Origin of the sequence: Actinocatenispora thailandica (assembly GCF_016865425.1) — a bacterium.
Taxonomy (GTDB): domain Bacteria; phylum Actinomycetota; class Actinomycetes; order Mycobacteriales; family Micromonosporaceae; genus Actinocatenispora; species Actinocatenispora thailandica.
In genome coordinates this window covers 3,374,255-3,400,378 of record NZ_AP023355.1, presented here as the reverse complement: position 1 = coordinate 3,400,378, position 26,124 = coordinate 3,374,255, and the positions used below count along the sequence as shown (strand labels likewise).

General features: G+C 74.2%; 21 protein-coding genes, 1 rRNA gene and 2 pseudogenes. 20 read left to right on the top strand and 4 right to left on the bottom strand.

Features of this window, described 5'->3' with window-relative positions:
- The first annotated feature begins 79 nt into the window (after positions 1 to 79).
- Positions 80 to 196 (top strand): 5S ribosomal RNA (gene rrf, locus Athai_RS15125).
- A 131-nt stretch (positions 197 to 327) separates the two neighbouring features.
- Here the strand turns inward: rrf and Athai_RS15120 are convergent.
- Positions 328 to 1,419 carry a hypothetical protein gene (locus tag Athai_RS15120; protein WP_203962076.1) on the bottom strand — a complete coding sequence of 364 codons (1,092 nt, stop codon included), beginning with the start codon at positions 1,417 to 1,419 and terminating at the stop codon, positions 328 to 330.
- A gap of 270 nt (positions 1,420 to 1,689) precedes the next feature.
- On the opposite strand from Athai_RS15120, the gene Athai_RS35290 reads away from it, so the two are divergent.
- Both Athai_RS35290 and Athai_RS15110 read left to right on the top strand, forming a co-directional pair.
- Positions 1,690 to 3,408 (top strand): tetratricopeptide repeat protein, encoded by a 1,719-nt coding sequence (locus Athai_RS35290; RefSeq protein ID WP_203962075.1) that lies wholly within the window; start codon positions 1,690 to 1,692, stop codon positions 3,406 to 3,408.
- Entirely contained in the window at positions 3,405 to 4,448 is a 1,044-nt protein-coding gene (locus tag Athai_RS15110; protein WP_203962074.1) for an HAD-IIA family hydrolase, read from the top strand. Before Athai_RS35290 ends, Athai_RS15110 begins: the two co-directional genes overlap by 4 nt.
- Before the next feature lie 109 nt (positions 4,449 to 4,557).
- Here Athai_RS15110 and Athai_RS15105 read toward each other — a convergent pair whose 3' ends face one another.
- The gene (locus Athai_RS15105) at positions 4,558 to 4,896 is read right to left on the bottom strand and encodes an SCP2 sterol-binding domain-containing protein (protein WP_203962073.1); all 339 of its coding nucleotides are present in this window, start codon (positions 4,894 to 4,896) and stop codon (positions 4,558 to 4,560) included.
- A gap of 119 nt (positions 4,897 to 5,015) precedes the next feature.
- On the opposite strand from Athai_RS15105, the gene Athai_RS15100 reads away from it, so the two are divergent.
- The 12 genes and pseudogenes from Athai_RS15100 (at position 5,016) to Athai_RS15045 (ending at position 18,763) form a co-directional block, all read left to right on the top strand.
- A complete protein-coding gene (locus Athai_RS15100) occupies positions 5,016 to 5,588 on the top strand; it encodes a phasin family protein (RefSeq protein ID WP_203962072.1) in 573 nt (190 codons plus the stop codon).
- A 6-nt stretch (positions 5,589 to 5,594) separates the two neighbouring features.
- Positions 5,595 to 5,975, top strand: coding sequence for a hypothetical protein (locus tag Athai_RS15095; protein ID WP_203966739.1), 381 nt, complete (start codon positions 5,595 to 5,597; stop codon positions 5,973 to 5,975).
- A 24-nt stretch (positions 5,976 to 5,999) separates the two neighbouring features.
- Positions 6,000 to 6,821: a TlyA family RNA methyltransferase gene (locus tag Athai_RS15090; protein ID WP_203962071.1), complete on the top strand. Its 822-nt coding sequence runs from the start codon at positions 6,000 to 6,002 to the stop codon at positions 6,819 to 6,821.
- On the top strand, positions 6,818 to 7,705 hold the full coding sequence (locus Athai_RS15085; protein WP_203962070.1) for an NAD kinase: 888 nt from the start codon (positions 6,818 to 6,820) through the stop codon (positions 7,703 to 7,705). Before Athai_RS15090 ends, Athai_RS15085 begins: the two co-directional genes overlap by 4 nt.
- Before the next feature lie 71 nt (positions 7,706 to 7,776).
- Positions 7,777 to 9,539 (top strand): annotated as a pseudogene (gene recN / locus Athai_RS15080) (DNA repair protein RecN).
- Positions 9,540 to 9,665: 126 nt separating this feature from the next.
- Positions 9,666 to 10,847: a putative cytokinetic ring protein SteA gene (gene steA / locus Athai_RS15075; RefSeq protein WP_203962069.1), complete on the top strand. Its 1,182-nt coding sequence runs from the start codon at positions 9,666 to 9,668 to the stop codon at positions 10,845 to 10,847.
- A complete protein-coding gene (locus Athai_RS15070; protein WP_203962068.1) occupies positions 10,844 to 11,770 on the top strand; it encodes a copper transporter in 927 nt (308 codons plus the stop codon). Before steA ends, Athai_RS15070 begins: the two co-directional genes overlap by 4 nt.
- Positions 11,770 to 12,717 carry a hypothetical protein gene (locus Athai_RS15065; RefSeq protein ID WP_239156953.1) on the top strand — a complete coding sequence of 316 codons (948 nt, stop codon included), beginning with the start codon at positions 11,770 to 11,772 and terminating at the stop codon, positions 12,715 to 12,717. The genes Athai_RS15070 and Athai_RS15065 overlap by 1 nt, the downstream gene beginning before the upstream one ends.
- A 160-nt stretch (positions 12,718 to 12,877) precedes the next feature.
- Positions 12,878 to 13,969, top strand: a complete 1,092-nt coding sequence (locus Athai_RS15060; RefSeq protein ID WP_239156952.1) for a glycosyltransferase family 4 protein — start codon at positions 12,878 to 12,880, stop codon at positions 13,967 to 13,969.
- The gene (locus tag Athai_RS15055; RefSeq protein ID WP_203962066.1) at positions 13,966 to 16,023 is read left to right on the top strand and encodes a hypothetical protein; all 2,058 of its coding nucleotides are present in this window, start codon (positions 13,966 to 13,968) and stop codon (positions 16,021 to 16,023) included. Before Athai_RS15060 ends, Athai_RS15055 begins: the two co-directional genes overlap by 4 nt.
- Positions 16,024 to 16,283: 260 nt before the next feature.
- Positions 16,284 to 18,047 (top strand): annotated as a pseudogene (locus Athai_RS15050) (CTP synthase); the annotation flags it as partial.
- Between the two features lie 128 nt (positions 18,048 to 18,175).
- Complete coding sequence (locus Athai_RS15045) at positions 18,176 to 18,763, top strand: NUDIX domain-containing protein (protein ID WP_239156951.1); 588 nt, start codon at positions 18,176 to 18,178, stop codon at positions 18,761 to 18,763.
- A gap of 178 nt (positions 18,764 to 18,941) precedes the next feature.
- Here the strand turns inward: Athai_RS15045 and Athai_RS34150 are convergent, their stop codons facing one another.
- The gene (locus Athai_RS34150) at positions 18,942 to 19,562 is read right to left on the bottom strand and encodes a TM2 domain-containing protein (RefSeq protein WP_239156950.1); all 621 of its coding nucleotides are present in this window, start codon (positions 19,560 to 19,562) and stop codon (positions 18,942 to 18,944) included.
- Between the two features lie 204 nt (positions 19,563 to 19,766).
- Here Athai_RS34150 and Athai_RS15035 point away from each other — a divergent pair, with 204 nt between their 5' ends.
- From Athai_RS15035 to Athai_RS15015, 5 genes are all read left to right on the top strand, one after another.
- Positions 19,767 to 20,777: a site-specific tyrosine recombinase XerD gene (locus Athai_RS15035; protein WP_203965733.1), complete on the top strand. Its 1,011-nt coding sequence runs from the start codon at positions 19,767 to 19,769 to the stop codon at positions 20,775 to 20,777.
- Positions 20,778 to 21,042: 265 nt separating this feature from the next.
- Positions 21,043 to 21,924: a ParA family protein gene (locus Athai_RS15030; protein WP_157035239.1), complete on the top strand. Its 882-nt coding sequence runs from the start codon at positions 21,043 to 21,045 to the stop codon at positions 21,922 to 21,924.
- A gap of 111 nt (positions 21,925 to 22,035) precedes the next feature.
- The gene (locus Athai_RS15025; protein WP_420829782.1) at positions 22,036 to 23,238 is read left to right on the top strand and encodes a segregation and condensation protein A; all 1,203 of its coding nucleotides are present in this window, start codon (positions 22,036 to 22,038) and stop codon (positions 23,236 to 23,238) included.
- A complete protein-coding gene (gene scpB / locus Athai_RS35285; RefSeq protein WP_203966737.1) occupies positions 23,120 to 24,370 on the top strand; it encodes an SMC-Scp complex subunit ScpB in 1,251 nt (416 codons plus the stop codon). Before Athai_RS15025 ends, scpB begins: the two co-directional genes overlap by 119 nt.
- Complete coding sequence (locus tag Athai_RS15015) at positions 24,367 to 25,128, top strand: pseudouridine synthase (RefSeq protein WP_203962064.1); 762 nt, start codon at positions 24,367 to 24,369, stop codon at positions 25,126 to 25,128. The genes scpB and Athai_RS15015 overlap by 4 nt, the downstream gene beginning before the upstream one ends.
- Here the strand turns inward: Athai_RS15015 and Athai_RS15010 are convergent.
- Positions 25,098 to 26,021, bottom strand: coding sequence for an EamA family transporter (locus Athai_RS15010; protein ID WP_203962063.1), 924 nt, complete (start codon positions 26,019 to 26,021; stop codon positions 25,098 to 25,100). The two genes, Athai_RS15015 and Athai_RS15010, sit on opposite strands and share 31 nt — an antisense overlap.
- Positions 26,022 to 26,124 lie beyond the last annotated feature (103 nt).

Sequence of the window (26,124 nt, the reverse complement as noted above, 5' to 3'; positions counted from 1 at the left end):
CACTGTGTAGTTCTGGAACCACGGTCAGAGTGCCCCGTTTTGGTGTGGGGTGTGTGTGGCTGGCTGGTTTGAGAGATGTTTCGGTGGTTGTAGCGTGAGGGAAACGCCCGGTCCCATTCCGAACCCGGTAGCTAAGCCTTACAGCGCCGATGGTACTGCACTCGGGAGGGTGTGGGAGAGTAGGTCGCCGCCGAAGCTCACGTGAGGGCGGGTGGAACAGCGGGAAGCTGTTCCACCCGCCCCTTTTTCTGTGTCCTGATTCCGGTGCATAACAGCCCAGCGGCCTGGCGCCGGCGCGTAGAGGAAGATGTTGCCGTGCCATCGAATTCAGACGACCAGCGTCGTCAGCCGGGCCGAGACGCCGACCGTGATCAGCGCGACCGCAACGCCGGTAGGAGCCCGCGACGAGGAGACGGCCCGGCCCGTGGCCAGGGCCGTGGCAACGGGGCGGACCGTGGCCAGCAGGGCCAGTACCGGTCCGGGGGTCATCGTGGCGTCGGGCAGGGCGCGTCCGGCGACCGTCGCTGGAACGACGACCGCGGTGCTGCGGCGCGAGGCGGTGGGCGTCGCGACGATCGGTCCGGCCGCGCTGGTGAGGACCGGGGCCAGCGTCGCGAGTGGCGACCGTCCGGCGGGTCCGATCGGGACCAGCCGCGTCGTCATCAGGCGCCACGGGACCAAGGCCGGCGAAGTGACTTCGGCGGCCGGTCGAGCGAGCGTCGGACGGGTGACCAGCGACGGAGCGATCAGCCGCGGCGCGGCAGCTGGGGCGGCGGGGACGATCGGCGACGCGACGGCGGCCGTTCGGACGGGGGCTACCGTCCGCGCGGCGAGGGCGACCGTGCCGGTGGCCGCGGGGGCGGCTATCAAGGGCGTGGCGGTGCCGGGCAGTTCGGTGGTCGCTCGCAGGCCGGCCCACCACGCGAGTCCAGGGACGGTGTGCGCGGTCAGTACCGCGGTGATCGTCCGCAGTCCAGCGGTAGTGACCGCCGCGGTGGGTACGACGGTCGGGCACGGGGTCGCGACGACCGTCGGGACGACCGGTACGAGCGTCGCGGCGGTGGATACCCTCGGGACGACCGGCAGGGCGACCGGGACGGTCGGGCAGCTAGCAGTGCGCGGGAGAGCCAGCGGTCCGGCTCCGGCTACCGGGACGACCGCCGGGTTGCCGGGTCGGGCGACTCTCGTCGCGGTTCCGGGTCGGGCGACTCTCGCCGCTCGGCCGGTCCACGGGAGGATCGCCGCGGCACCGGAGTCCGGCACGATCAGCGGTCCGGCTACCGGGACGACCGGCGCGCCGGTGGTGGCCGGCAGGACGACCGCCGCGGCGGCGCCCCGTTCGGGCGTGACCACCGGGAGACTCGTGACTCCGGCCACCGCGGCGATCGGGGTTTCCGGGGCAGCCCGCGCGACCAGCAACGCTCCGGCGGGTACCGGGAGGCTCGTGGTGCCACGGGAGACCGCCGCGGAGTGACCGGTCACCAGGACCGGGAGCGCCGTGACGGCGATCGGCGCGGTGATGCGGCCGGCCGCCGGGGCACGGACACCCGGCCTGGCGACCGTCGGTATGACCGGCAGGGCTCCGACCGGTCGGGCGGGTATGGGCACGACCGGCGACGGTCCGACAAGCCGCGGTCGGATCGGACCGACCGGCCCGCCGGTGGCCGGCAACAGTGGCCGGAGCGGGTGGTGGAGCCGCGCGCCCCACGCCGCAGCGAGCTGGCCGGGCCGGACCCGGCGTTGCCCGACGCGGTCGGGGCGCACGAGCTGTCCCGTGACGTTCGCGCCGAGTTGCGTGCGCTGTCCCGGATGAGCGCGGACACCGTGGCACGCCGGTTGGTGGCCTCGGGCGAACTGCTGGACGTCGATCCCGAGCTGGCACTGCGGCACGCGATGGCGGCGCGGAAGGTCGCCTCGCGCATCGCGGCGGTGCGGGAGGCGGTCGGTCTCGCGGCGTACCGGTGCGGTCAGTGGCAGCTGGCGATGTCCGAGTTGCGGGCGTTCCAGCGGATCACCGGTCGCAACACGCATCTGGCGGTGCTGGCGGACTGCGAGCGGGGCCTGGGTCGGCCCGAGCGGGCGGTCGACCTGTTCCGGCATACGGACCGGAAGACCGTCGGTGCGGCCGAGTGGATCGAGCTGCTGATCGTCGCGGCCGGTGCGCGGCGTGACATGGGGCAGATCGCGGCCAGCGTGACGATGCTGCAGGTGCCGGGCCTGGAGGTGAACGGCACCGAGGAGTGGCGAGCGCGGCTGCGGTACGCGTACGCGGACGCCCTGGAGGCGGCGGGACGGATCGAGGAGGCGTACCGCTGGTTCGCCGGAGCGATCGAGCTGGACCCGCAGGGGTTGACCGATGCGGTGGACCGGTTGCTGGCGCTGGAGGGGGTCGCGATCGACGGCGACGACCTTCCGGACGACTCCGATGACGCAGACAACGACGCCGATGACGCAGACAATGCGGACGGTGCGGGCAACGCAGCCAGCGCGGACGACGAGGACGAGTACTCGGATGGCGGCGAGGCCAGCGGGTCCGTCGCCGCGGGTGGCGAGGACTCCGCAGAAAGGGCTGGCGGTCAGCGTGACCGATCCGCCGTCGAAGACCGTGCCGACCAGGGCCGGGACCAGGACCAGGGCCAGGAGCGGGACCAGGGCCAGGAGCGGGACCAGGGCCACGAGCGGGACGCCGGCCGCGAGGGCGGAAACGGCAAGGGCCAGGACGGCGGGTCGCTCGATGCCGGCGCCGCCGTCGTCGGGGAGGCCCGCGACGTCGAGGAGGGCGATGCCCCCGCCGCCAGGGCCGAGGATGACCGGTTCCGCGGGGCCCACGGCGGTCGCGAGGTCGCGGACGCTGGCAGTGCCGGCGTTCCGGCCGGTACGGCCGGGGACCGTCAGGGCGGCGAGGTAGCTGTCGCCGGTGCGACCGGGGCGCAGCAGGTGGGCGTCATCGGCCCGGACGAGAAGCCCGGCCGGCGCTCGGACGAGCACCCGGGCGTTCCGGCAGGCGCTGACGCGGACCCACGAGCAGGCGCGGACCCGCGAGCAGGAGACGAGGAGGCGCGGCCGGCCCGTACGGTGCCACCGGCGCAGTTCTCCGACCTTGCCTCGGCAACCGACACCCCGATCTCGCCGCCGTCGGGCGATCGCCACACCGGGGACGAGACGACCGTGTCGGACGCGTACCGCCCGGGCGCGATGGGCTCGAGCACGGCGGGATCGAACGCCCCGTCTTCGGACGCCGCGACGACTTCGGATGGCGCGGCCTCGGGTGCCCCGACTTCGGATGGCACGAGTTCGGCCGGGACCGGCTCGCCCGCCGCGGACCGGAACGATTCGGGCCCGGGGGACGCGAGCGCATCGGGTGCGCCGCGCACCGGTACCCCGGCCGGCGGTGGGGAAGCGCAGTGAGCGCCGGCACCCCGCAGCCCGCCGATCGGCGGCCCCTGGTGGCGGCGTTCGACGTACTCCTGCTGGATCTGGACGGCGTGGTCTACCTCGGCGACGAGCCGGTGCCGGCCGCGGTCGAGTCGCTCCGGCAGGTCCGCGAGCACGGTGTCGGGGTGCAGTTCGTGACCAACAACGCGCGGCGTACCGCGGGCGAGGTCGCGGAGCGGCTGTGCGCGCTCGGTGTCGACGCCGCTGGCGAAGAGGTCGTGACGTCGGCGCAGGGTGCCGCCGGGCTGCTCGCCGAGCGGTACCCGGCTGGGTCCGCCGTGTTGGTGGTGGGGTCGTCGGCGCTGGTCGGCGAGGTACGCGCGGCGGGCATGGTGCCGACCGACACGGCAGCCGAGCGGCCGGTCGCGGTGGTCCAGGGCTACGCGCCGGAGATCGGTTGGCGGCAGCTGGCCGAGGCGACCGTGGCGGTGCGGGACGGCGCCGACTGGGTCGCCACCAACCTGGACACCACCCTGCCCTCCGAACGGGGCCCGTTGCCCGGTAACGGCTCACTGATAGCCGCGGTCGCCGCGGCGCTCGATCGGCGGCCGGATCTGGTCGTGGGCAAGCCCGAGCCTGCCCTGTTCGAGCTGGCGGTACGCCGGTGTGCGGCGCGGCGACCGCTGGTGGTGGGGGACCGGTTGGACACCGACATCGAGGGGGCGAACCGGGCCGGGCTGCCCAGCCTGGCGGTCCTGACCGGGGTGACGACCCCCGCCGACCTGATCGCGGCGCCGCCGGCGGTGCGGCCCACCTTCGTCGCTGCCGACCTGGCCGGTCTGCTCGCTCCGCGACCCGAACCGGCGGTGGACGAGGACGGCGTCGCCGTGGGTGGCTGGCAGGTGCGCTACCCCGGTGGGGCGGCGGAGCTGACCGGGACCGGCTCCGGTTCTGGTACGGCGACCGAGGCGCTGACGGCACTGTGCACCGCGGCGTGGCGCACCGGGCTGCCGGTCCGGGCCGGCGACGCGCCCGCCGCCGCGATGCTCTCGGAGTTGGGGCTCGGCGGCTGACCGGTGCGAGCCGGGCTCGGCCGGATCGAGCGGCGTGCCTGCCGACGGGTGGCGCACCGGCCGGTGGCGAGCCGGCCATCGCGGACACCAACCTGGTGCGACCGGCCGGTCAGAGCAGTTTGCGAAGTTTCAGCAGATCCAGCACGTTCGCCTTCACCGAGACCCGGCCGGCCGCCCAGGAACGGGCGAAGTCGAGCCGCCCGTCCACCATCGCCACCAGATCGTCGCTGGTCAGCTCGATCTGAATGCGCGCGTTCGGGTCGTCGCCCGGCTCGATCTCGGTGATCGCACCCTCGTTCATCCGGCCCTGGAACGACACCCCGAGGTCGCGCAGCCGCAGCACCATTCGCCGGTCGAGATTGACCTTGGAGGTCAGCTCCGCGGCGTGCGCTGTCATCCGTTCCGACAGCGTGTCGAGCGCCTGCCGGCACTCTTCGACCGTGGCCATGGCACCTCCGATGGGGATCCGCCGCTCGAACGGCACGGTACCGCACGGCGCCGGGTGATCGCCCGGTAGCGTTCAGGGCGTACGTGCGGGATCCGTTGCCTGTACTCAAGGGGGCACACATGCAGCAGGACGCCTGGCGCACCTACCTGGAACTGGCTCTGGGGTTGACCGAGAAACCGCGGAAGCGGGCGAAGCAGGCCATCGACACGCTCGCCGCGCAGAGCGGCGCGAGCGTCGACCAGCTGCGTTCGATGACCGAGGAACTGGTCGAGACCAGCGTGGCGAACCGGGAGGCGGTCGCGAAGCTGGTGCGTAGCGAGCTGGACAAGGCGCTGCGCGCGGTCGGCCTGGTCAACGCCGACCGGCTCACCGAGATGCAGTCTCGGATCGACGAGTTGGAGCGCCGCCTGGCCGAGACCGAGTCGGCCGGGACATCGTCCGCCGCCGGCTCGGGTGCGGCGACGAAGGCGGCCGGGACCAAGTCGGCCGGGAAGAAGGCGGCTGCGAAGAAGGCGGCCGCCAAGAAGGCTCCGGCGAAGAAGGCCGCCGCGAAGAAGACCGCGGCGAAGAAGACCGCGGCCAACAAGGAGACGGCCAAGAAGGCGACGGCGACGAAGTCGGCCGCGAAGAAGGCCGGGACGAAGACAGCGACGGCGCGGGCGGCCGGGTCCGCGGCCGGAACCGGTGAGTGAGCGCGAATGACAGAGGAAGCACAGCCGGCGGCGCCGCGGCCCGGGCCGCACCTGTTCGGCGCCGGTCCGACCGCGAGCCGGCCGGCGAGCGGTACGCCGGGCTCGGCGACCGACCACGGATCACCAGCCGAGAACGGGCCAGAGCAGGCGCCGGTGTCCGCGACCGGTTCGCCGGCGCAGGAGGAGACGCACCCGGAACCGGCGGACCCCGGTGCGCCGCTGCGGGCGGCGGTCGGGGGCCTGGAACCGACCGGGGAACCGCGGGTCGACGAGGCGCTGGCCGTACTGGAGGAGCTGGCGGGGCGGCCGACCGGCGACCAGGTGGCCGGGTACGAGCAGGTGCACCGGTCGCTGCAGGACGTGCTGGCCGCGGTGGACGACGCATGATCGGCGTCGCGGGAGCGGCCCGGCATGGCGCGTAGGGTACGGCTGGACGCCGAGCTGGTCCGCCGTGGCCTGGCCCGGTCCCGGGAGCAGGCGGGCGAGCTGGTCGGCGCGGGGTTGGTGGAGGTCGCCGGGGTGGTGGCGCGCAAGGCGGCCACGGCGGTCGATCCGGCGATCGCGATCCGGGTGACCGATGCGGGACCACACTACGTGTCGCGCGGCGCGACCAAGCTGCTCGGCGCGCTGGCCGCGTTCGCCCCCGAGGGGCTGACCGTCGAGGACCGGCGCTGTCTGGACGCGGGGGCGTCCACCGGCGGGTTCACCGACGTGCTGTTGCGCAACGGGGCCCGCGAGGTGGTCGCGGTCGACGTCGGGTACGGGCAACTGGCCTGGTCGCTGCGCACCGACGAGCGGGTCGCCGTGCACGAGCGCACGAACGTGCGCACCCTGACGCCGGAGACGATCGGTGGCGCGGCGCAGCTGTGCGTCGCGGACCTGTCGTTCATCTCGTTGCGGCTGGTGCTGCCCGCGCTGGTGGCCTGCCTGGAGCCGGATGGCGACCTGGTGCCGATGGTGAAGCCGCAGTTCGAGGTCGGCAAGGACCGGGTCGGCGCGGGTGGCGTGGTGCGGGACGAGGCGCAGCGCGCCGAGGCGGTGCTCGCGGTTGCCTCGGCGGCGGGTGAGCTGGGGCTGGGGGTGGCCGGGGTGACGCCGAGCCCGTTGCCGGGGCCGTCCGGGAACGTGGAGTTCTTCCTGTGGCTGCGGCGCGGTGCGGCGCGCGTCGATCCCGCCCAGGTGTACGCCGCGGCTGGCGCGAGGCCGCCGCAGGCCGAGGGGGAGCGCCGGTGAGCCGAGAAGCGTTGCTGATCACCCACACCGGTCGGCGGGCGAGTACCGGGCATGCCCAGACGGTCGCGCAGGACCTGCTGCGCGCCGGGTTCCGGGTCCGGGTGCTCGCCGACGAGGCCGGCGACCTGGGCGTGCCCGGGCTGGTACCGGTAGGGGCCGAGGAGGCCGCGGACGGGGTGGAGATCGTGTTCGCGCTGGGCGGTGACGGCACCCTGCTGCGCGCCGCGGAGCTGGCCCGTCCGGTGCGGGCGCCGCTGCTGGGCATCAACCTGGGCCGGGTCGGGTTCCTCGCCGAGGCGGAGTTCGACGACCTGGACGCCGCGGTCCGCGACGTGTGCCGTGGCTCGTACCAGGTGGAGGAGCGGCTGACGCTGGACGTGGAGGTGATCCGGGACGGCGAGGTGGTGGCGCGTTCCTGGGCGCTGAACGAGGCCAGCGTGGAGAAGGGCAGCCGGGAACGGATGCTCGAGGTGCTGGTGGAGGTCGACGGCCGCCCGCTGTCCCGGTACGGCTGCGACGGTGTGGTGTGTGCGACCCCGACCGGCTCGACGGCGTACGCGTTCTCCGCCGGTGGCCCGGTCGTCTGGCCGGGGGTGGAGGCGCTGCTGCTGGTACCGGTGAGCGCGCACGCGCTGTTCAGCAAGCCACTGGTGGCGGCGCCGACCTCGACGCTGTCGGTCACGGTCGAGCCGTACACCACGTTCGCGCTGCTCAACTGCGACGGTCGGCGGATGTTCGAGCTGGATCCGGGCAGCCAGGTGGTGGTCCGGCGCGGCGCCGAGCCGGTTCGGGTGGTGCGGTTGCAGCCGCAGCCGTTCACCGATCGGTTGGTGAAGAAGTTCGCCCTGCCGGTGGATGGCTGGCGGGGTGCGCCGCAGCGCTGACCGCCCGGCTAGCCACGGCGAGGTGCTCACCGACCGACCGGACTGTCGCCGGGTGCGGCTATGGTCGTCGTGTGCTGGAGGAGCTGCGCATCACCGGGTTGGGCGTCATCGACGACGCGACGCTGCCGCTGGACTCCGGTCTCACCGTGATCACCGGCGAGACCGGTGCCGGCAAGACGATGGTGGTGGCCGGCCTCGGTCTGCTGTTCGGTGGCCGGGCCGACGCCGGCCGGGTCCGAGCCGATCCGGGGCGGGCGGTGATCGAGGGGCGGCTGCGCTGTTCCGGCCGGGTGGCGAAGGCGGTCGCGGCGCGGGTCAGCGAGGCCGGCGCGGAGCCGGACGAGGACGGATCGGTGCTGCTCGCCCGGTCGGTGAGCGCCGAGGGCGGTCCCGGGCGCACGTCGGCGGGCGGTCCGTGCCGGTCGGTGTGCTGGCCGACATCGGCGCCCGGGTGCTCGCGGTGCATGGCCAGTCCGACCAGATGCGGCTGTTGCAGCCGGCCGAACAGCTGGCCACCCTGGACCGCTATGCCGGCGCCGACCACGAGAAGCTGCTCGCGCGCTACCGCGAGGTGTTCGCCGCCTGGCGGCAGCACGACACGGAGCTGGCCGAGCGCCGGGCGAACGCCCGGGAACGCAACCAGCGCGCCGACCTGCTTCGGTTGGGCCTGGCCGAGATCGGCCAGGTCGATCCGCAGCCGGGCGAGGATGTCGAGTTGCGCGCTCTGGCGCAGCGGTTGGAGCACACCGAGGGCTTGCGGGCCGCGGTCGCGGCGGCGCAGCAGGCGCTGGCCGGTGACGCCGACGACCCTACCGCCGGCACCGATGCGTCCACGTTGCTCGGCGCGGCCCGGCACGAGCTGGCCGCGCAGGCGGAGGTGGACGAGGCACTGGGTGAGCTGTCCGGCCGGATCGAGCAGGCGGCCAGGCTGGTGTCCGATGTGGCCGGCGAGCTGGCGAGCTACGCGGCGGATCTGGACGCGGATCCGGCGCGGCTGGCGCAGGTGCACGAGCGGCGGGCCGCGTTGCGCGCGCTGACCCGCAAGTACGCCGAGGACGTGGACGGGGTGCTCGGCTGGGCCGACGACGCGCAGCGCCAGCTCGCCGAGCTGGACTCGTCCGACGAGACGCTCGCCGCGCTGGAGTCCGAGCGGGACCGGTTGGCCGACGAGGTTGCAGAGCTCGCGGGCCGGCTGGCGGCGTCCCGCCGGGAGGCGGCGCAGCGCTTCGGGGTGGCGGTGAGCGGCGAGCTGACCGGCCTCGCGATGCCGCACGCGCAGGTGGTGGCGCGGGTGCTGGCCCGGCCGGTGGCGACGGGTCAGCCGACCGCCACGGTGGACGGCGCCCCGGCCGGTGCCGGCCCGGACGGTGCGGACGAGATGGAGCTGCAGCTGGTTCCGCACCCCGGTGCGCCCGCGCTGCCGGTGCAGCGGGGTGCCTCGGGCGGCGAGCTGTCCCGGGTGATGCTCGCCGTCGAGGTGGTGTTCGCCGGCGCGGGTGGCCCACCGACGCTGGTGTTCGACGAGGTCGACGCGGGCGTCGGCGGCGAGGCGGCGGTGGAGATCGGTCGCCGGCTGGCGATGCTCGCCCGGCGGCACCAGGTGCTGGTGGTCACCCACCTCCCGCAGGTCGCCGCGTTCGCCGACCGTCACCTGGTGGTGCAGAAGGGCTCCAGCGGTTCGGTCACCACCTCCGGGGTTCGGGTGGTGGAGGACAGCGAGCGGGCCCGGGAGCTGGCCCGGATGCTCGCCGGGCTGCCGAACTCGGATCTCGGGGTCGCGCACGCCGAGGAGCTGCTGGCGATGGCCCGGTCCGGCCGGGGTCGGCGCCGGTGAGGCCGGCGGTTCGTTACCTCCGGGCGGTTTCGAGGTGACTGGCCGGATCGGACGGGCCGACGCTGATAGATTTGCATGCATGTCGCGGTCGGGGTTGTCGAGCCCTGAGTGTCAAGATTGGTAGCGATGCGGCTACCTACCCTCCGTCGGGCTCGGACGGCAGAAGCAGGCGCGGTCAGCGGACCGGCGCGACTCGATCGGCGCACGAAACGGCTGACGGGTCGGCTGCGACCCGGTGACGTCGCCGTGATCGATCACCTCGACCTGGATCGGGTCGCGGCGGACTCGTTGGTGAGCTGCGGCGTGTCCGCGGTGGTCAACGCGAAGCCGTCGATTTCCGGTCGTTACCCCAATCTCGGCCCGGAGGTGCTGGTCAAGGCCGGCATTCCGGTCATCGACGATGTCGGCGAGGATGTCTTCCAGAAGGTGCGGGAAGGCGCCACCGTCCGCATCGACGGCGGCACGGTGTTCCTCGGCGAGCAGAAGGTCGCCACCGGCGCCCGGCTGGATGCCGAGACGGTGGCCGCGGCGATGGCCGACGCGCGGCAGGGGTTGTCGGCGCAGCTCGAGGCGTTCGCCGGCAACACGATGGAGTACCTCAAGCGCGAGCGTGATCTGTTGCTCGACGGGGTCGGGGTGCCCGATGTGGCGACCGACCTGGCAGGCCGGCACTGCCTGATCGTGGTGCGTGGCTACGACTACAAGGCCGACCTGGAAGTGCTGCGGCCGTACATCCGCGAGTTCAAACCGGTGCTCATCGGGGTGGATGGTGGCGCGGACGCGTTGGTGGAGGCGGGATACACGCCGGACATGATCGTCGGGGACATGGATTCGGTGTCCGACGACGTGCTGCGGTGCGGTGCCGAGGTCGTCGTCCACGCGTACGCGGACGGGCGGGCGCCGGGCCTGGCCCGGGTCGAGGCGCTGGACGTCCCGGCGGTGGTGTTCCCGGCCGCCGCGACCAGCGAGGACCTCGCGATGCTGCTGGCCGACGAGAAGGGATCCACGCTGATCGTCGCGGTCGGCACGCACGCGACGCTGGTGGAGTTTCTGGACAAGGGCCGCGGCGGGATGGCCTCCACGTTCCTGACCCGGCTCAAGGTGGGCGGCAAGCTGGTCGACGCGAAGGGCGTGTCCCGGCTGTACCGCCAGGGCGTGTCCACGTCGTCGCTGCTGTTGCTGGTGCTCGCCGCGATCGCGGCGCTGGCCGCCGCGGTCGCGGTGTCCACCATCAGTCGCTCCTATCTTCAGGTCCTCGCCGAGTGGTGGGACAACTTGCTGTTCCATGTGCAGAGGCTGTTCTCGTGATCAACTTTCGCTATCACGTCGTCACGTTGACGGCGGTCTTCCTCGCTCTCGCCGTCGGCCTGGTGCTCGGCACCGCGGCGCTCAACGGCACGCTCACCGACAACCTGAACGACCAGGTCGGTGAGCTGCGCAAGTCCAACGAGCAGTACCGCGGCCAGGTGCAGCACCTGACCAGCGAGGCGAACAAGAAGGAGGACTTCGACCGGCAGCTGGCGCCGCGGATCCTCGCCGGCACGCTGACCAAGCGGTCGGTGCTGGTGCTCGCGCTGCCCGGGGCCGACGACAAGGCGGTCAGCGGGACCGAGCAGATGCTCGGCTACGCCGGGGCGTCGCTGGCCGGCGAGGTGCGGCTGACCAACACGTTCACCGATCCGAAGAACAACGACGCCTTGAACGACCTGGCCTCGGCGAAGCTGCCGGTGGACATCCACACCACGCTGCCGAACAACGCCGACGGTGTCGAGTCGTCCTCGGCGTTGCTCGCGGCGGTGCTGATGAAGCGGCACGACACGGTGTCGAAGGACTCCCGCACCACGGTGCTCACCGCGTACGCGACAGGGCAGAACCTGATCGTCGGCAAGGCGGTGAAGACGCCGGCGGAGGCGGTCGTGGTGGTGGCCGGGCCGCCCGCCACCGATCCGGACGCCGCGAAGCGCAACGCGTCCGCGGTGACCGTGGTGCGCCAGTTCGCCAAGGCGGGGCAGGCGGTCCTGGCCGGCCCGGGTACCTCCGGGCAGGGCAACGTGATCGGCGCGGTGCGCGGCGACAGCGAGCTGACCGCAACGGTGTCCACAGTGGACACGCTGAACCTGGTACAGGGGCAGATCACCACGGTGTTGGCGTTGTCCGCCCAGCTGTCCGGCACGGTCGGGCAGTACGGGCTGGGCGACGGCGCAAGCCAGCTGCTGCCGGCGAGTGGCTGATGGCGGCGGATGCGGTGCGTCGAGCGGGCTCGGCCGGTGCAGCGCGCGGTTCGTCGGCCGGACGGGCGCTGGCCGGGGTGCTGAGCCGGGTGGCCGTGGCCGGGGCTGGTGCGGTGGCGGCCCGGGCGGTGCTCGGCGCGGTGCGCTCGGCGCCGGTCGCGGGTGCGCTGGAGCGGGTCAACCATCGCGGTACGACGGTGAGCCTCGCGGCCGGCCCGGCGCTGGCGGTGGCCGCCGCCGGCGCCGCGGCTCTCGGCGCGGGCGACGGCGGCACCCGGGCGGCCGCGCTGACGGTCGGGCTGTCGGCCGGTGCGGTCGGGCTGTACGACGACGTGGTGGGGCAGCGCCCGGATCAGCGGCAGGCCAAGGGGTTCCGCGGTCATCTGGCCGCCCTGCGGGCCGGCCGGGTGACCAGCGGACTGGTCAAGATCGGCGGGATCGGCGCGGCGTCGCTCGCCGCTGCGGCCCTGGCCGACCGGGGGCGCGGCGTGCATCCGGTCGACACGTTGGTGTCGGCCGGCGTGCTGGCCGGCGCGGCGAACCTGGCGAACCTGTTCGATCTGCGTCCGGGCCGGGCGGTCAAGGTCGGCCTGCTGGCAGGCGGTCCGCTGGTCGCGGGCCGGGCCGGCGGGCTCGCCGCCGGCGCGCTCGGCGCCGCGGGCGCGCTGCTGCCCGACGACCTGCGCGAGCGGGTGATGCTCGGCGACGGCGGCGCGAACGCGCTGGGCGCCCTGCTCGGGCTGGCCGCCACCCGCACGCTGGGGCGATCCGGCCGGATCGCCCTGTTGGCCGGGATCGCCGGGCTGACCCTGGCCAGCGAGAGGGTCAGTTTCACCGCCGTGATCGAGGCCCATCCGGTGCTGGCAGCGGTGGACCGCTGGGGCCGCATTCCGGCGGTACCGGTCGATCGCTCGCAGTTCACCGCATCGGCCGAGCCGCGCCCGTAACCCGGCGTTCGCCGGGTCGCAGCGACCTGTCAGGCTAGGAACGACCGGCGGGACACGGTGTCCCGCAGCGGAGGCGACAGCGACGGGGACGCGCGACGCCCCGTGCGGCCAGGGGCCCCAGGGTGCGGGTCGGCCGCCGGACCGCGCGGTGGGGAGAAGCGTGGCAGACGTACGGGATCGGGTCGCGCTGGTGCTGCCCACCAGCACCGGCGGCATCGGCCGGCATGTCGGTTCGCTGGCCGCCGCGCTGGTCCGGGACGGGCATCCGGTTCGGGTGCTGGGGCCGCGTGAGGTGGCCGAGCGGTTCGACTTCGGTGCCGCGGCCTTCCGCCCGGTGCCGATCTCCGCGGGCCTGAATCCGGCCCGGGATCTTCCGGCGCTCGCGGCGCTCGCCGCCGGGCTGCGCGGTGCGGACGTGGTGCACGCGCACGGCATGCGGGCCGGGCTGCTCGCCGCGCTGGCCCGACCGCGGTCCGCGCCGCTGGTGGTGACCTGGCACAACCTGTTGCCGAACAACGGATCCGGCCCGCGCCAGCGGCTGCTCGCCGCACTGGAGCGGCGGCTGGCGCGGTCCGCCACCGTGCACCTGTGCGCCTCCGACGATCTGGTCGACCGGGTGCTGCGACTGGGGGGCCGGGACGTCCGGCCGGCGCCGGTGGCCGCGCCGTCGCTCCCGCCGCCACGGCGCGACGCGGCCCAGGTACGTGCCGAGCTCGGTGCGGTGGGCCGCCCGCTGGTGCTGTCGGTCGGTCGGCTGCACCAGCAGAAGGGGTACGACCTGCTCGTCGACGCCGCGGCCCGGTGGCGCGGCGTCGAGCCGCGGCCGCTGCTGGTGATCGCCGGTGACGGGCCGGAACGGGCCGCGCTGACCGACCGGATCGCCGCGACCGGGTCACCGGTCACGCTGCTGGGCCACCGGGACGACGTGGCCGACCTGCTCGCCGCCTGTGATCTGGCGGTGGTGTCGAGCCGCTGGGAGGCCCGGCAGCTGTTCGCCCAGGAGGCGCTGGCAGCCGGTCGGCCGCTGGTGTGCACGGCGGTCGGCGGGGTGCCGGGCTTGGTCTGCGACGCCGCCGTGCTGGTACCGGCCGGCGACGGTGATGCGCTGGCCGGTGCGGTCGAGGCGCTGCTGGCCGACCCGGCTCGCCGGTCCGAGCTGGCCGCACGGGCACGAGATCAGGCCGCGCGCTGGCCGACCGAGGCGGACACCGTGGCCCAGGTCGAAGCCGTCTACGCCGAGCTGCTCGAATGAGCCGTCGGCGCTGCACCGGGTTCGCCGGGCTGCTGATCGCGCTCGGCGTACTGCTCGGGCTGGCGGCGCCGGCGTCGGCGGCACCCACCCACACCGCCCGCTCCAGCGGCCAGGTGGTCGTCATCGGGGTACCGGGGCTGCGCTGGGACGACGTGTCCTCGACCGGCACGCCGGCGCTGTGGCGGCTCGCCCGGCAGGGCTCGATCGGTACCCTCTCGGCGCGGTCCACTCGCGCGTTGACCTGCCCGGACGACGGCTGGGTGACGCTGGGTGCCGGTGCCCGGGCGCAGCGCGGCCCGCATCGGGCGACGCCGAGGACCTGCCCGGATCCGCCGGCCCGGCTGGTGGTGCACCCGGACGGTTCGGCGGTGCTGGACGACCAGCCGGACGTGGTGTCGCGCAACGCTGCGGTGCAGGCGCGACCCGGCGCCCTGGCGGAGTCGCTGCGCTGCGCGACCGCGATCGGCCCGGGCGCGGCGATGGCGGCGTCCCGGCCGGTCGGCCGGGTCACCCAGTACCTGCCGACGCTGCCGCGACGTCCGCGGGCGGTGCTGGCGCGCTGCCCGCTCACCGTCGTGGACGCCGGCCGGGTCACCGGTACCGGCGCGTCCCGGCGGGCCGCGGTCCGCGCCGTGGATCGGCTGGTCGCGCGGGTGCTGGCGGCCCGGGCGACTGATTCCACGGTGCTCGTGGCCGGGGTGTCGGACACCGGGGCTCCGGCGCGGCTGCACGTGGCGATCGCCGAGGGGCCGGACTTCCGCGGCGGGTGGCTGACCTCCGGCAGCACCAAGCGCACCGGGTACGTGCAGCTGGCCGACGTGGCGCCGACGGTGACCGACACGCTGGGGTTGCGGCGTCCCGCCGTGTTCAGCGGCCAGCCCTGGCAGCACGGCTCGGCGCGGAGCGCGACGATGACGGCGAGTCGAAAGCGGCTGATCGACGCGGACCGCTCGTCGGTGGCCACCGCCGGTGTCGCCGGCTGGTTCGTGGTGGTGCTGGTGGCCAGCCAGCTGCTGCTGTACCTGCTGGTCGGGCTCGCGCTCAGCCGGCTCGTCGACGCGCCGGAGCGCACCCGCGCCCTCGTCTCCACGGCGGCGACCGCGGCCGCCCTGGTGGTACCGGCGATGCTGCTGGCCAACGTGGTGCCCTGGTGGCGTACCGGCGCGCCCGGGTGGACGTTTCTGGCCGTCGCGGCGGGCTGGCTCGCGGTCGCGACCGCGGTGGTGCGGACCGGGCCGTGGCGGCGCTGGCGGCTCGGCCAGCCGGCCGCGACCGCGGCCGTGGTGGTGGCGGTGATCGGCGTCGACGTGGTCAGCGGCGCGCACCTGGAGCTGGACAACGTGGTCGGCTACGCCGCGGTGACCGGCGACCGGTACACCGGGCTGGGCATGGTCGGGCTCGGCGCGTTCGCCGCCGCGGTACTGGCGCTCGCCGGCTGCCTCGCCGTCCGGGTGCCCCGCCGGTACCGGCCGCTGCTGATGGCGCTGGTCGGTGGGGCCGGCGTGGTGGCCGTCGGCGGGCCGTTCTTCGGCGCCGACCCGGGTGCGGCGATCGGGATGACCGCCGGGGCCGCGGTGGCGGCGGTGCTGTCCCGGGGCGGGTTTCTCACCCTCACCCGGCTCGGTTGGGCGATCGTCGCCGGGGTGGGGGTCACCGGTGCGTTCGCGCTGCTGGATCTGACCCGGCCGGCGGAGCAGCGTGGCCACCTGGCCCGGTTCGTCGGCAACCTGTTCGGTGGGACCGCCGGTCCGGCGCTGCACCGGGTGATGCAGGCGAACACGATGGCCACGATCGGCAGCCTGCTCAGCCTGCTGGTCGTGGTGGCCGCGGTGTTCGTCGGGCTGGTGCTGCTGGGGCCGACCGCCGGGCTGCGCCGGGTGTACGGCCTGTTCCCGTCGCTGCGCGGCGCGCTCGCCGGTGCCGCGGTCGCCGCGGTACTGGCTGGGCTGTTCGACGGGGCCGGGCTGATCGTGACCGGCGCGGCGGCGTCGGTGGCGGTGCCGCTCGCGGTGCAGTACTGCCTGCAGGTGACGCGGCCGGTGCGGAACGAGTAGGTACCTGCCGGTTCGGCCCGTCCCTGCTCACACGTCCCGACGGCGCGCCCGGTGGTTCTCTTCGGTCCGGCCGGGCCTGCTGTTACTCTGGAGTCCCGTGGATCGCGTGGCATTCTCCTCGGACGGCCTGCTTGTCTTGGCCGGCGAACGGCCCGACCACCTGCGGCAACGGCACAGTGCCAGGAACGGGCACGATGCCAGCAACGGGACGACGCCGCAGTCATCTGTCGCATTCGCCGCACTCACCACGGGAGTCCGTTTTGGCCGGCTCGGCGCGCACGACCAAACACATCTTCGTCACCGGGGGCGTCGCCTCGTCGCTCGGTAAGGGCCTGACCGCCTCCAGCCTCGGTAACCTGCTCACCGCACGCGGGCTGCGGGTGGTGATGCAGAAGCTCGATCCGTACCTCAACGTCGACCCGGGCACCATGAACCCGTTCCAGCACGGCGAGGTGTTCGTCACCGAGGACGGCGCGGAGACCGACCTGGACGTCGGCCACTACGAGCGGTTCCTCGACTCGCCGCTCGGCGCGTACGCCAACGTCACCACCGGGCAGGTCTACTCGACGGTGATCGCCAAGGAACGCCGCGGCGAGTACCTGGGTGACACCGTCCAGGTGATCCCGCACATCACCAACGAGATCAAGGAACGGATCCGGGCGATGGCGGTGCCCGGCCCCGACGGCGCGACGCCGGACGTGGTGATCACCGAGGTGGGTGGCACCGTCGGCGACATCGAGTCGCTGCCGTTCCTGGAGGCGATCCGGCAACTGCGGCACGAGATCGGCCGGGACAACTGCTTCTACCTGCACGTCTCGCTGGTGCCCTACCTGGCGCCGTCGGGTGAGCTGAAGACCAAGCCGACCCAGCACTCGGTGGCGGCGCTGCGCAACATCGGTATCCAGCCGGACGCGATCGTCTGCCGCTCCGACCGGGACATCCCGGCGGGCGTCAAGGCCAAGATCGGGCTGTACTGCGACGTCGAGGCCGAGGCGGTCATCGGCTGCCCGGACGCGCCGAGCATCTACGACATCCCGAAGGTGCTGCACCGGGAGGGCCTGGACGCCTATCTGGTGCGCCGGATGGACCTGCCGTTCCGGGACGTCGACTGGACCCGCTGGGACGACCTGCTGCACCGGGTGCACCGGTCCCGCGGCAGCGTCACGATCGCGCTGGTGGGCAAGTACATCGACCTGCCCGACGCGTACCTGTCGGTGACCGAGGCGCTGCGCGCCGGCGGCTTCGCGCACCGGGTGCACGTGGACATCCGGTGGGTGCGCAGCGACGACTGCGAGACCCCGGCGGGTGCCGCCGCGGCGCTGCGCGGCGTGGACGGGGTGCTGATCCCCGGCGGGTTCGGGGTGCGGGGCATCGAGGGGAAGATCGGCGCGGTGCGGTACGCGCGGGAGAACGCGATTCCGACCCTCGGGCTGTGCCTGGGCCTGCAGTGCATGGTCATCGAGACGCTGCGCAACGTGGCCGGCCTGGCCGGCGCCGACTCGGCCGAGTTCGACGAGCGCGCCGCGCACCCGGTGATCGCCACCATGGCCGACCAGCGTGACGTGGTCGCCGGGGAGCGGGACATGGGCGGCACCATGCGGCTCGGCGCGTACCCGGCGACGCTCGCGGCCGGCTCGCAGGTGGCCCAGGCGTACGAGACGACCGAGGTCAGCGAGCGCCACCGGCACCGGTACGAGGTGAACAACGCCTACCGGGACAAGCTCGCCGCGGCCGGCGTGGAGATCAGCGGTACCTCGCCGGACGGCCGGCTGGTGGAGTTCATCGAGATGCGCCGCGAGGTGCACCCGTTCTTCGTCGCCACCCAGGCGCACCCGGAGTTCAAGTCCCGGCCGACTCGGCCGCATCCGCTGTTCCGCGCGTTCGTCGCCGCCGCGGTGGACTACGAGCAGGCCGAGCGGCTGCCGGTGACGCTGCCCGACACCGATGACGACGTCCCGACGATCGCTCCGGCGAGCAGTGCGTCGGCCGGTTCCACGGCGGCCTCCGCGGCGGGGAGTGCGTCGGCCGGTTCCCCGGCGGCCTCCGCGGCGGGGAGTGCGTCGGCCGGTTCCACGACGACCTCCGCGGCGGGGAGTGCGTCGGCCGGTTCCGCGGCGGTCGCGCCGCGGGCGGCGGTGTCCGGGGCGAGCTCGTGAGCGCCGGCCGGTCCGACTACCCGGTCGTCGAGCACGTCGAGCGGCCGGTCAACCCGGTGTTCTCGCTGGTCAGTGACAAGGTACGGATGCCCGACGGGGAGGTCGCGCGGCGCGACTTCATGCATCACGTCGGGGCCGTGGCGGCGGTCGCGGTGGACGCCGACGAGTCGGTGCTGCTGATCCGGCAGTACCGGCATCCGGTCGGCGAGACGATGTGGGAGCTGCCCGCCGGACTGACCGACGTGCCGGGGGAGGCGCCGGTGGACACCGCCCGGCGCGAGCTGGCCGAGGAGGCGGACCTGACGGCTCGCGACTGGCGGATGCTGCTCGAACTGCACACCACGCCCGGCTGCTCGGACGAGCGGATCCGGGTGTACCTGGCTCGCGAGGTGGCACCGGTGCCGGCGCACGAGCGGTTCGAACGCACCGCCGAGGAGGCCGGGCTGACCACCCGCTGGGTGCCGCTGGCCGACGCGGTGGCGATGGTGACGACGGGCGAGCTCACCAATGCCACGGCGGTCGCCGGGGTGCTGGCCGCGGCCCGCAGCCGGGACAACGGCTGGACGGGCCTGCGCCCGGCCTGACCCGTACCGTGGGGGCCCGGCTCGTGCGGAGCGCCCGGCTCGTGCGGGGCGCGCGGTTCGTGCGGGGCGCGCGGTTCGTGCGGGGCGCCCCGCCCGGGGCAGGCTGCCGGGTGCGGGTGCTCGGCAGCCTGCGGGCGCCCCGCCCCGGCCCGGCCGGGCCGAGCGCCCGGGGGCCCGGTCAGTTGTCGCGCAGCTTGCGGCCCTCGGAGTCGGGGATCGAGTTGTTGGCGAGGATGATGATGCCCTCGATCAGGCCCCAGATCGCGCCGATGCCGGCGGTGCAGACCGTGGCCACGATCTGCAGTACGCCGAGCCCGACGTAGCCCATGTAGAAGCGGCCCACGCCGAACCCGCCGAGCAGGATGCTGAGCAGGCCCGCGATCAGCTTCGTCTTGTCCGACAGCGGCTGCCCGGTGACCGGGTCGTACGCCGGCTGCCCGTAACCGGCCGGGGCCGGCTGCTGGTAGCCCTGCTGGTATCCCGGCGGCTGCCCGTAGCCCTGCTGATAGGGATCCTGCTGGTACGGATCCTGGTACGCCTGCTGGTAGCCCTGTTGCTGATACGGGTCACCGGCCGGCGGGTAGCCGCCCTGCCCCGCCCCCTGGTACCCGGCGCCGCTGTTCGGGTAGCCGGGTCCGCTGCCCGGCGCCGGCAGGTTGCCGCCCTGGTACGGACTGCCGGACGCGGGCGGGTACGGACCGCCGCTGGTCGGATAGCCGGGCCCGCTGGCAGGTTGGTTGTTTCCCCCGCCGGGCCCCTGGTTGGGCGGAGGATACGGACCGCCTGGGTCGTACGTCATGGCGGCGACGGTATCCAATCCGCAGGTCGCTGCCAACGGAGGGGCCGGAAACCGACCGTAACGGTGGCGGGTTCCGGACCCACGTCCATACCACGGACCGTCTCGCGACCGATGATCACGCACGGTGGCCCGAAGCCCGACCGGTACCTCCTAGGATGGGGTGCGGCCAGTGGAGGTGGCGTGTCCAGCGACGTGTCGGGCGAGATGTCGACCTCCCGGGCTGCCCGGCGGGAACCCGCACCCGACGGGCCGGAGCAGACCACCCCCGAGCTTCGGGCGGCGGTGCGGGCCTATCTCGACCACCTGCTCGTGGAGCGGGCGCTGGCCGGCAACACGCTCAGCTCGTACCGGCGGGACCTGGGTCGCTACCAGCAGTGGCTGGTCGCGGCGGGTGTCACCGCGCTGGCCCAGGTCGGCACCGGCCACGTCGCGGAGTTCCTGGCCACGCTGCGGCTCGGCGACGAGCAGCACCCGCCGCTGTCGGTCTCCTCGGCCGCCCGGACGGTCAGCGCGGTGCGCGGGCTGCACCGGTTCGCCGCCGCGGAGGGGCTCACCGACGGCGACCCGGCGCACGACGTCCACCCGCCGACGCCGGGCCGGCGGCTGCCGAAGGCGCTGTCGGTGTACGAGGTGGAGCAGCTGCTCGCCGCGGCCGGCGCCGAGACCGACGCCGACCCACTGGCGCTGCGCGACCGCGCGCTGCTGGAGTTCCTGTACGGCACCGGCGCGCGCATCTCCGAGGCGGTCGGCGCCGCCGTCGACGACCTGGACCTCGCCGACGGGCGTACCGGTGACGCGGCGGGCAGCACCGTGCGGCTGTCCGGCAAGGGCGGCAAGACCCGGCTGGTACCGGTCGGCGGCTACGCCTGCCGGGCGGTCTCGGCGTACCTGATCCGGGCCCGGCCGGCGCTGGCCCGCGCCGGCGGCGGGCACGGCGCGCTGTTCCTCAACGCCCGGGGCGGCGCGCTGTCCCGGCAGAGCGCGTGGTCGATCCTGCGCCGGGCGGCCCAGCGGGCCCGGCTGGCCGGGTCGGTGTCGCCGCACACGCTGCGCCACTCGTTCGCCACCCACCTGCTCGACGGCGGCGCCGACGTGCGGGTGGTGCAGGAGCTGCTCGGGCACGCCTCGGTGACGACCACACAGGTCTATACGCTGGTGACGGTCGACAAACTGCGTGAGGTGTACACCACGACCCATCCACGCGCGCGGGCTTGAGCCGACCCGTACCGTTTGACTCGACGCGCCGGTGCCCGATCAGACGGTGTCCGGTGCAGGACAGGAGCGTGCCGCCGTTGCGACACGCCGGGGATGATGGCGGGCGAGAAGATCCCACCGTGGCGTACAGTCGGGCCACGGCCGCCCCTCTTCCCCGGTGGTCCGGGGCGGCGCCGGGATTTCCGGGCAGCCGGTGGGAAGGGTGTTGAGGATGACGAGTCTCAGCGGGGACGCGTGGGACAAGCTCCGGCAGGAGCCGCCTCCCATGGAGCTCGGCGCTGAGGCGGAGCTGGGGCCGGCCGACCCGTCGGCGTACACGATCAAGCGTCCGATCCTGCAGCCGCCGCCGGTCGAGCGGCACGGGCCGGCCCGCATCATCGCGATGGCGAACCAGAAGGGTGGCGTCGGCAAGACCACCACCACGATCAACCTGGGCGCCGCGCTCGCGGAGTACGGGCGGCGGGTGCTGATGGTCGACTTCGACCCGCAGGGCGCGCTGTCGGTGGGCTTCGGGGTCAACCCGCACAACCTCGACCTGACCATCTACAACCTGCTGATGCAGCGCGACGTCGGCCTGGACGAGGTGCTGTTCAAGACCAACGTGGACGGGCTGCACCTGCTGCCGGCCAACATCGACCTGTCGGCGGCCGAGATCCAGCTGGTCAACGAGGTCGCGCGGGAGCAGACGCTGACCCGGGTGCTGCGCCCGGCGCTCAAGGAGTACGACTACATCCTGATCGACTGCCAGCCGTCGCTCGGACTGCTGACGGTCAACGCGCTGACCGCCGCGCACGGTGTGGTGATCCCGCTGGAGTGCGAGTTCTTCAGCCTGCGCGGGGTGGCGCTGCTGCTCGACACCATCGACAAGGTGCGCGAGCGGCTCAACTTCGACCTGGAGCTGGAAGGCATCCTCGCCACCATGTACGACTCGCGTACCACGCACTGCCGGCAGGTGCTGCAGCGCGTCGTCGAGGCGTTCGGCGAGCGGGTCTACCAGACCGTCATCACCCGTACGGTCCGGTTCCCGGAGACCACGGTCGCCGGCGAGCCGATCACCACCTGGGCGCCCTCGTCGTCCGGCGCCCGGGCGTACCGCCAGCTCGCCCGCGAGGTCATCGGCCAGCAGTCGCTGCGCCAGGGGATGTAGGTACGGTCGTTCGGTGGCTGGGGTGACGGTGGGCCGGCTGCCCGAACACGCGCCGGTGCCGGGGTGGTGACCGGTGCGGCGGACCAGCCCGGCGTGGGTAACGTTGCGCAGGTGAGCACGCCCGCACCGTCCGAACCCGAGCGGTCACCGACCGCCGCTTCCGCTCTCGATCCCACGACCGGGTCCGGGACGGCCGACGGCCTGGGCGGCGATCCCGGTGGTACGACCGGGGAGGTCGATGGTGCCACCGAGCCGGCCGACGACACCCTCGACGCCGACGCCGACGCCGACGCCGACGCCGGGGCCGGGGCCGACGGCGGTGAGCGCCGCGGCGGGTTCAGCGTCCGGTTGGACAACTTCGAGGGTCCGTTCGACCTGCTGTTGCAGCTGATCAGCAAGCACAAGCTGGACGTGACCGAGGTTGCGCTGTCCAGGGTGACCGACGAGTTCATCGCGCACATCCGGGCGATGGGCAGCGAGTGGGACCTGGACGAGGCGAGCGAGTTCCTGATCATCGCGGCCACCCTGCTGGACCTCAAGGCGGCCCGGCTGCTGCCCTCCGCGCAGGTGGAGGACGAGGAGGACCTGGCCCTGCTGGAGGCGCGCGACCTGCTGTTCGCCCGGCTGCTGCAGTACAAGGCGTTCAAACAGGCGGCGGCGCACCTCGACGAGCTGGAGAAGTCGGCCGCCCGGCGCTACCCGCGCACCGTCGGGCTGGAGCCGCGGTACGCCGAGGTGCTGCCGGAGATCGTGCTGTCCATCGGGCTGGACCGGTTCGCACAGCTCGCGGTGCGCGGCATGACACCCAAGGCACCACCGACCGTGACGATCGACCACGTGCACATGGTGCGGGTCAGCGTCCGGGAGCACGCCGCGATCCTGGCCGAACGTCTGCAGCGCATCGGTACCGGTACGTTCCGGGCGCTGTGCTCGGACTGCGCGAACACGCTGGAGATGGTGGCGCGGTTCCTCGCCCTGCTGGAGATGTACCGGGAGAACATGGTCGGGTTCGAGCAGCTGGAGGCGCTCGGCGAGCTGACCGTACGGTGGCAGGGCGGCGACGGCGCGGCCACGCTCGACGTGGACGAGTACGCGGGCACCCCGCCGGCCGCGGACCCAGCGTCCGGGGATGCCGGCGGCCCGGCCGGCGACACCGACGAGGCGCAGCCGCAGCAGCAACGGGGGAGAGCAGCACGTGACCGGCAGCGAAGACGACCAGGCGCGCGGCGACGCGTCGTCGCTGGCCGACCGGGTGGCCGCGTGGACCCCGCCGTGGGCCCGCCCGGCACCCGCCGCCGACGACGCGGCCGCTGATGCCGTACCGCCGGATCCGGCCGCGGCCGACGACCGTGAACCGGCCGAGCGCAGTGACCCGGCCGACGACCGTGAACGGGCCGACGGCAGTGACCCGGCCGACGGCAGTGACCCGGCCGACTGCCGGGGGCCTGCCGACGGGGCGACGCCGGATCATGCCGAACCGCCGACGCTCGAGGCCGAGTCGACCTCAGGGGACCGGGAGCCGGTCGCCGACACGTCCTCCACGACCCCGTCGCTCGCACCGGGCGCGGAGGTGTCCACGGACGACGACGAACGGCCGGCCGAGGCATCGGAGCCGGCGTGCGCCAGCGCGCCGGCCGACGGTGCGGCCGACGGTGCGGCAGACGGTGCGGCCGACGGTGCGGCCGACGGTGCGGCCGACGATGCCGGGCCGGGCCCGGACGCCGAGCCGAACAACGGCGCCGGGACGCTCGACGGTGTCGGGCCTGCGGCCGGTGTCGGGCCTGCGGCCGGCGCTTCGCCGGTCGATGGTGTCGGGCCTGCGGGCGGTGCCGGGTCGGGCGTGGCAGCACAACCGGCGCCGGAACCGACCGCCGCCGCGGCCGAGCCGCGGGCACTGCCGGAGCTGGACGATCCGGAGACGCTGCGCGCGGCGCTGGAGGCCATCCTGATCGTGGTGGACGAGCCGGTCAGCGAGGTGGTGTTGGCGCAGGTGCTGGAGCGCCCGACGGCCACCGTGGCGGCGGCGGTGCGCGAGCTGGCCGAGTCGTACAGCGCGCAGCGGCGCGGTTTCGAGCTGCGCCAGGCGGCGGGCGGCTGGCGGATCTACACCCGGGACGACTTCGCGCCGTACGTGGAGCGGTTCGTACTCGACGGTCAACAGGTGCGGCTGACCCAGGCGGCGCTGGAGACGCTCGCGGTGGTCGCGTACAAGCAGCCGGTGAGCCGGTCCCGGGTGTCCGCGATCCGCGGTGTCAACTGCGACGGCGTGATGCGCACCCTGGTGACCCGCGGGCTGATCGAGGAGTGCGGCTCCGAGCCGGAGTCCGGCGCGTACCTGTACCGCACCACCACTCTGTTCCTGGAGCGGATGGGCATCAACTCGACCGACGACCTGCCCGACCTGGCACCGTTCCTGCCCGACGACCTCCCCGAGGAGACACCGTGAGCCACGCCGACTCCGCCGCTGCGCCCGACGGCCTGCAGCGGTTGCAGAAGGTGTTGGCGGCCGCCGGGCTCGGGTCGCGGCGGGCCTGCGAGGAGCTGATCGCGGCCGGCCGGGTGACCGTGGACGGTCGCGAGGCGCAGCTCGGCGACCGGGCCGACCCGCGGGTCTCGGTGGTGCACGTCGACGGGCTACGGGTGGTCACCGACGACCGGATGGTGCACCTCGCGCTGAACAAGCCGCGCGGGGTGCTGTCGGCGATGTCCGACGACCGCGGCCGGCGCACTCTCGCCCAGTACGTGCCGGGGGACGTGACGCGACTGTTCCACGTCGGTCGGCTGGACGCCGACAGCGAGGGTCTGCTGCTGCTGACCAATGACGGCGATCTGGCGCACCGGCTGATGCACCCGTCGTACGAGGTGGCGAAGACCTACCTGGCGCAGGTGCCGGGCCCGGTGCCGCCGGCGGTCGGTCGTCGGCTGCGCGACGGGGTGCAGCTGGAGGACGGGCCGGCCGCGGTCGACCGGTTCCGAGTGGTGTCCACCGATCGGGGCCGGGCGCTGGTCGAGGTCGTGTTGCACGAGGGGCGCAACCGGATCGTGCGCCGGATGCTCGCCGAGGTCGGGCATCCGGTGGAGCGGCTGATCCGCACCCGGATCGGTTCGGTGGCACTGGGTGACCTGCGGCCGGGGGTGACCCGGCCGCTGAGCCGGGAGGAGCTGGGCGGGCTCTACGGCGCGGTGGAGGCCGGCGCCCGCTGACCGACCGCGAGCAGCAGCAGCGCGGCGCCGAGCAGCGCCTCGCCGACCCAGCCGGCGACCGCGAGCCGCTCGTGCAGCACCAGCACACCCAGTACGGTGGCGACGGCCGGCTCGGCGAGCGCGAGCGTGGTGGCGACGGCCGCGGTGACCGTGCGCAGCCCGCGACCGTAGAGCACGTAGGCGAGGAACGTGGTGACCAGCGCCAGGTGGGCCACCACCAGCGGCCCGTGGCCGTGCAGCATCCAGGCCGGCCCGGCGGCGAGCTGCAACGGCAGGACGAGCAGCGCGCCGCCGCCGAACATCGCGCCGGTCACCGGCGCCGAGCCGCGACCGCGGGAGATCAGCAGCCCGGCGATCGCGGTGTACGCGGCGTAGCTCGCGCCGGCGGCCACGGCGAGCAGGATGCCGACCGGGTCCAGGTGCGCGGTCGCGTCGCCGCCCACGGCCAGCAGCACGGCGCCGGCCAGGCAGCCGGCGGTCGCCAGCACCCACCGGCGTCGCGGGCGGTGCCGGCGCAGCAGCCAGTCGAGCAGCCCGGCGCTGACCGGCGCGCAACACAGCATGATCACCGTGCCCGGTGCGACGCCGGCCCGGGCGACGGCCGGGAAGAACGTCAGCGGGTAGCCGGCGACGGTGGCGGCGCCGAGCACGACCAGCGCGTACTCGCGCCGGCCGCGGGCGGCCGGCCCGGCGCCGGCGAGCCGGCCGGTGAGGTACAGCAGGAGGCCGCCGATCGCCAGGCCGGACGAGCCGACGACGACGGCGGGCACCCCCGCCGGTGCGAAGGTACTGACGGTGCCGGTGCTGCCCCACAGGGCCGCGGCGGCGAGGACGCACAGCGCTCCGGCGCTGCTGGAGGACGGTACCGCGGGCTGTGCGGTGGAGGTGGACACGGCGCTGCTCCCACGACGAGATCGGTGTGGACCGGTGGTGGGCGCGGGCGGCGTCGGATCGATGCCGGCAGCGCACGGGACCACCGCCGCGCCGGTGCGGAAC

Excerpts from the sequence above, each read along its gene's own strand:
- Athai_RS15105 (WP_203962073.1), bottom strand. The coding sequence starts at position 4,896 with ATGGCCACGGTCGAAGAGTGCCGGCAGGCGCTCGACACGCTGTCGGAA.
- Athai_RS15100 (WP_203962072.1), top strand. The coding sequence starts at position 5,016 with ATGCAGCAGGACGCCTGGCGCACCTACCTGGAACTGGCTCTGGGGTTG.
- Athai_RS15095 (WP_203966739.1), top strand. The coding sequence starts at position 5,595 with ATGACAGAGGAAGCACAGCCGGCGGCGCCGCGGCCCGGGCCGCACCTG.
- Athai_RS15090 (WP_203962071.1), top strand. The coding sequence starts at position 6,000 with ATGGCGCGTAGGGTACGGCTGGACGCCGAGCTGGTCCGCCGTGGCCTG.
- steA (WP_203962069.1), top strand. The coding sequence starts at position 9,666 with ATGCGGCTACCTACCCTCCGTCGGGCTCGGACGGCAGAAGCAGGCGCG.
- Athai_RS15065 (WP_239156953.1), top strand. The coding sequence starts at position 11,770 with ATGGCGGCGGATGCGGTGCGTCGAGCGGGCTCGGCCGGTGCAGCGCGC.
- Athai_RS15055 (WP_203962066.1), top strand. The coding sequence starts at position 13,966 with ATGAGCCGTCGGCGCTGCACCGGGTTCGCCGGGCTGCTGATCGCGCTC.
- Athai_RS34150 (WP_239156950.1), bottom strand. The coding sequence starts at position 19,562 with ATGACGTACGACCCAGGCGGTCCGTATCCTCCGCCCAACCAGGGGCCC.
- Athai_RS15035 (WP_203965733.1), top strand. The coding sequence starts at position 19,767 with ATGTCGACCTCCCGGGCTGCCCGGCGGGAACCCGCACCCGACGGGCCG.
- Athai_RS15030 (WP_157035239.1), top strand. The coding sequence starts at position 21,043 with ATGGAGCTCGGCGCTGAGGCGGAGCTGGGGCCGGCCGACCCGTCGGCG.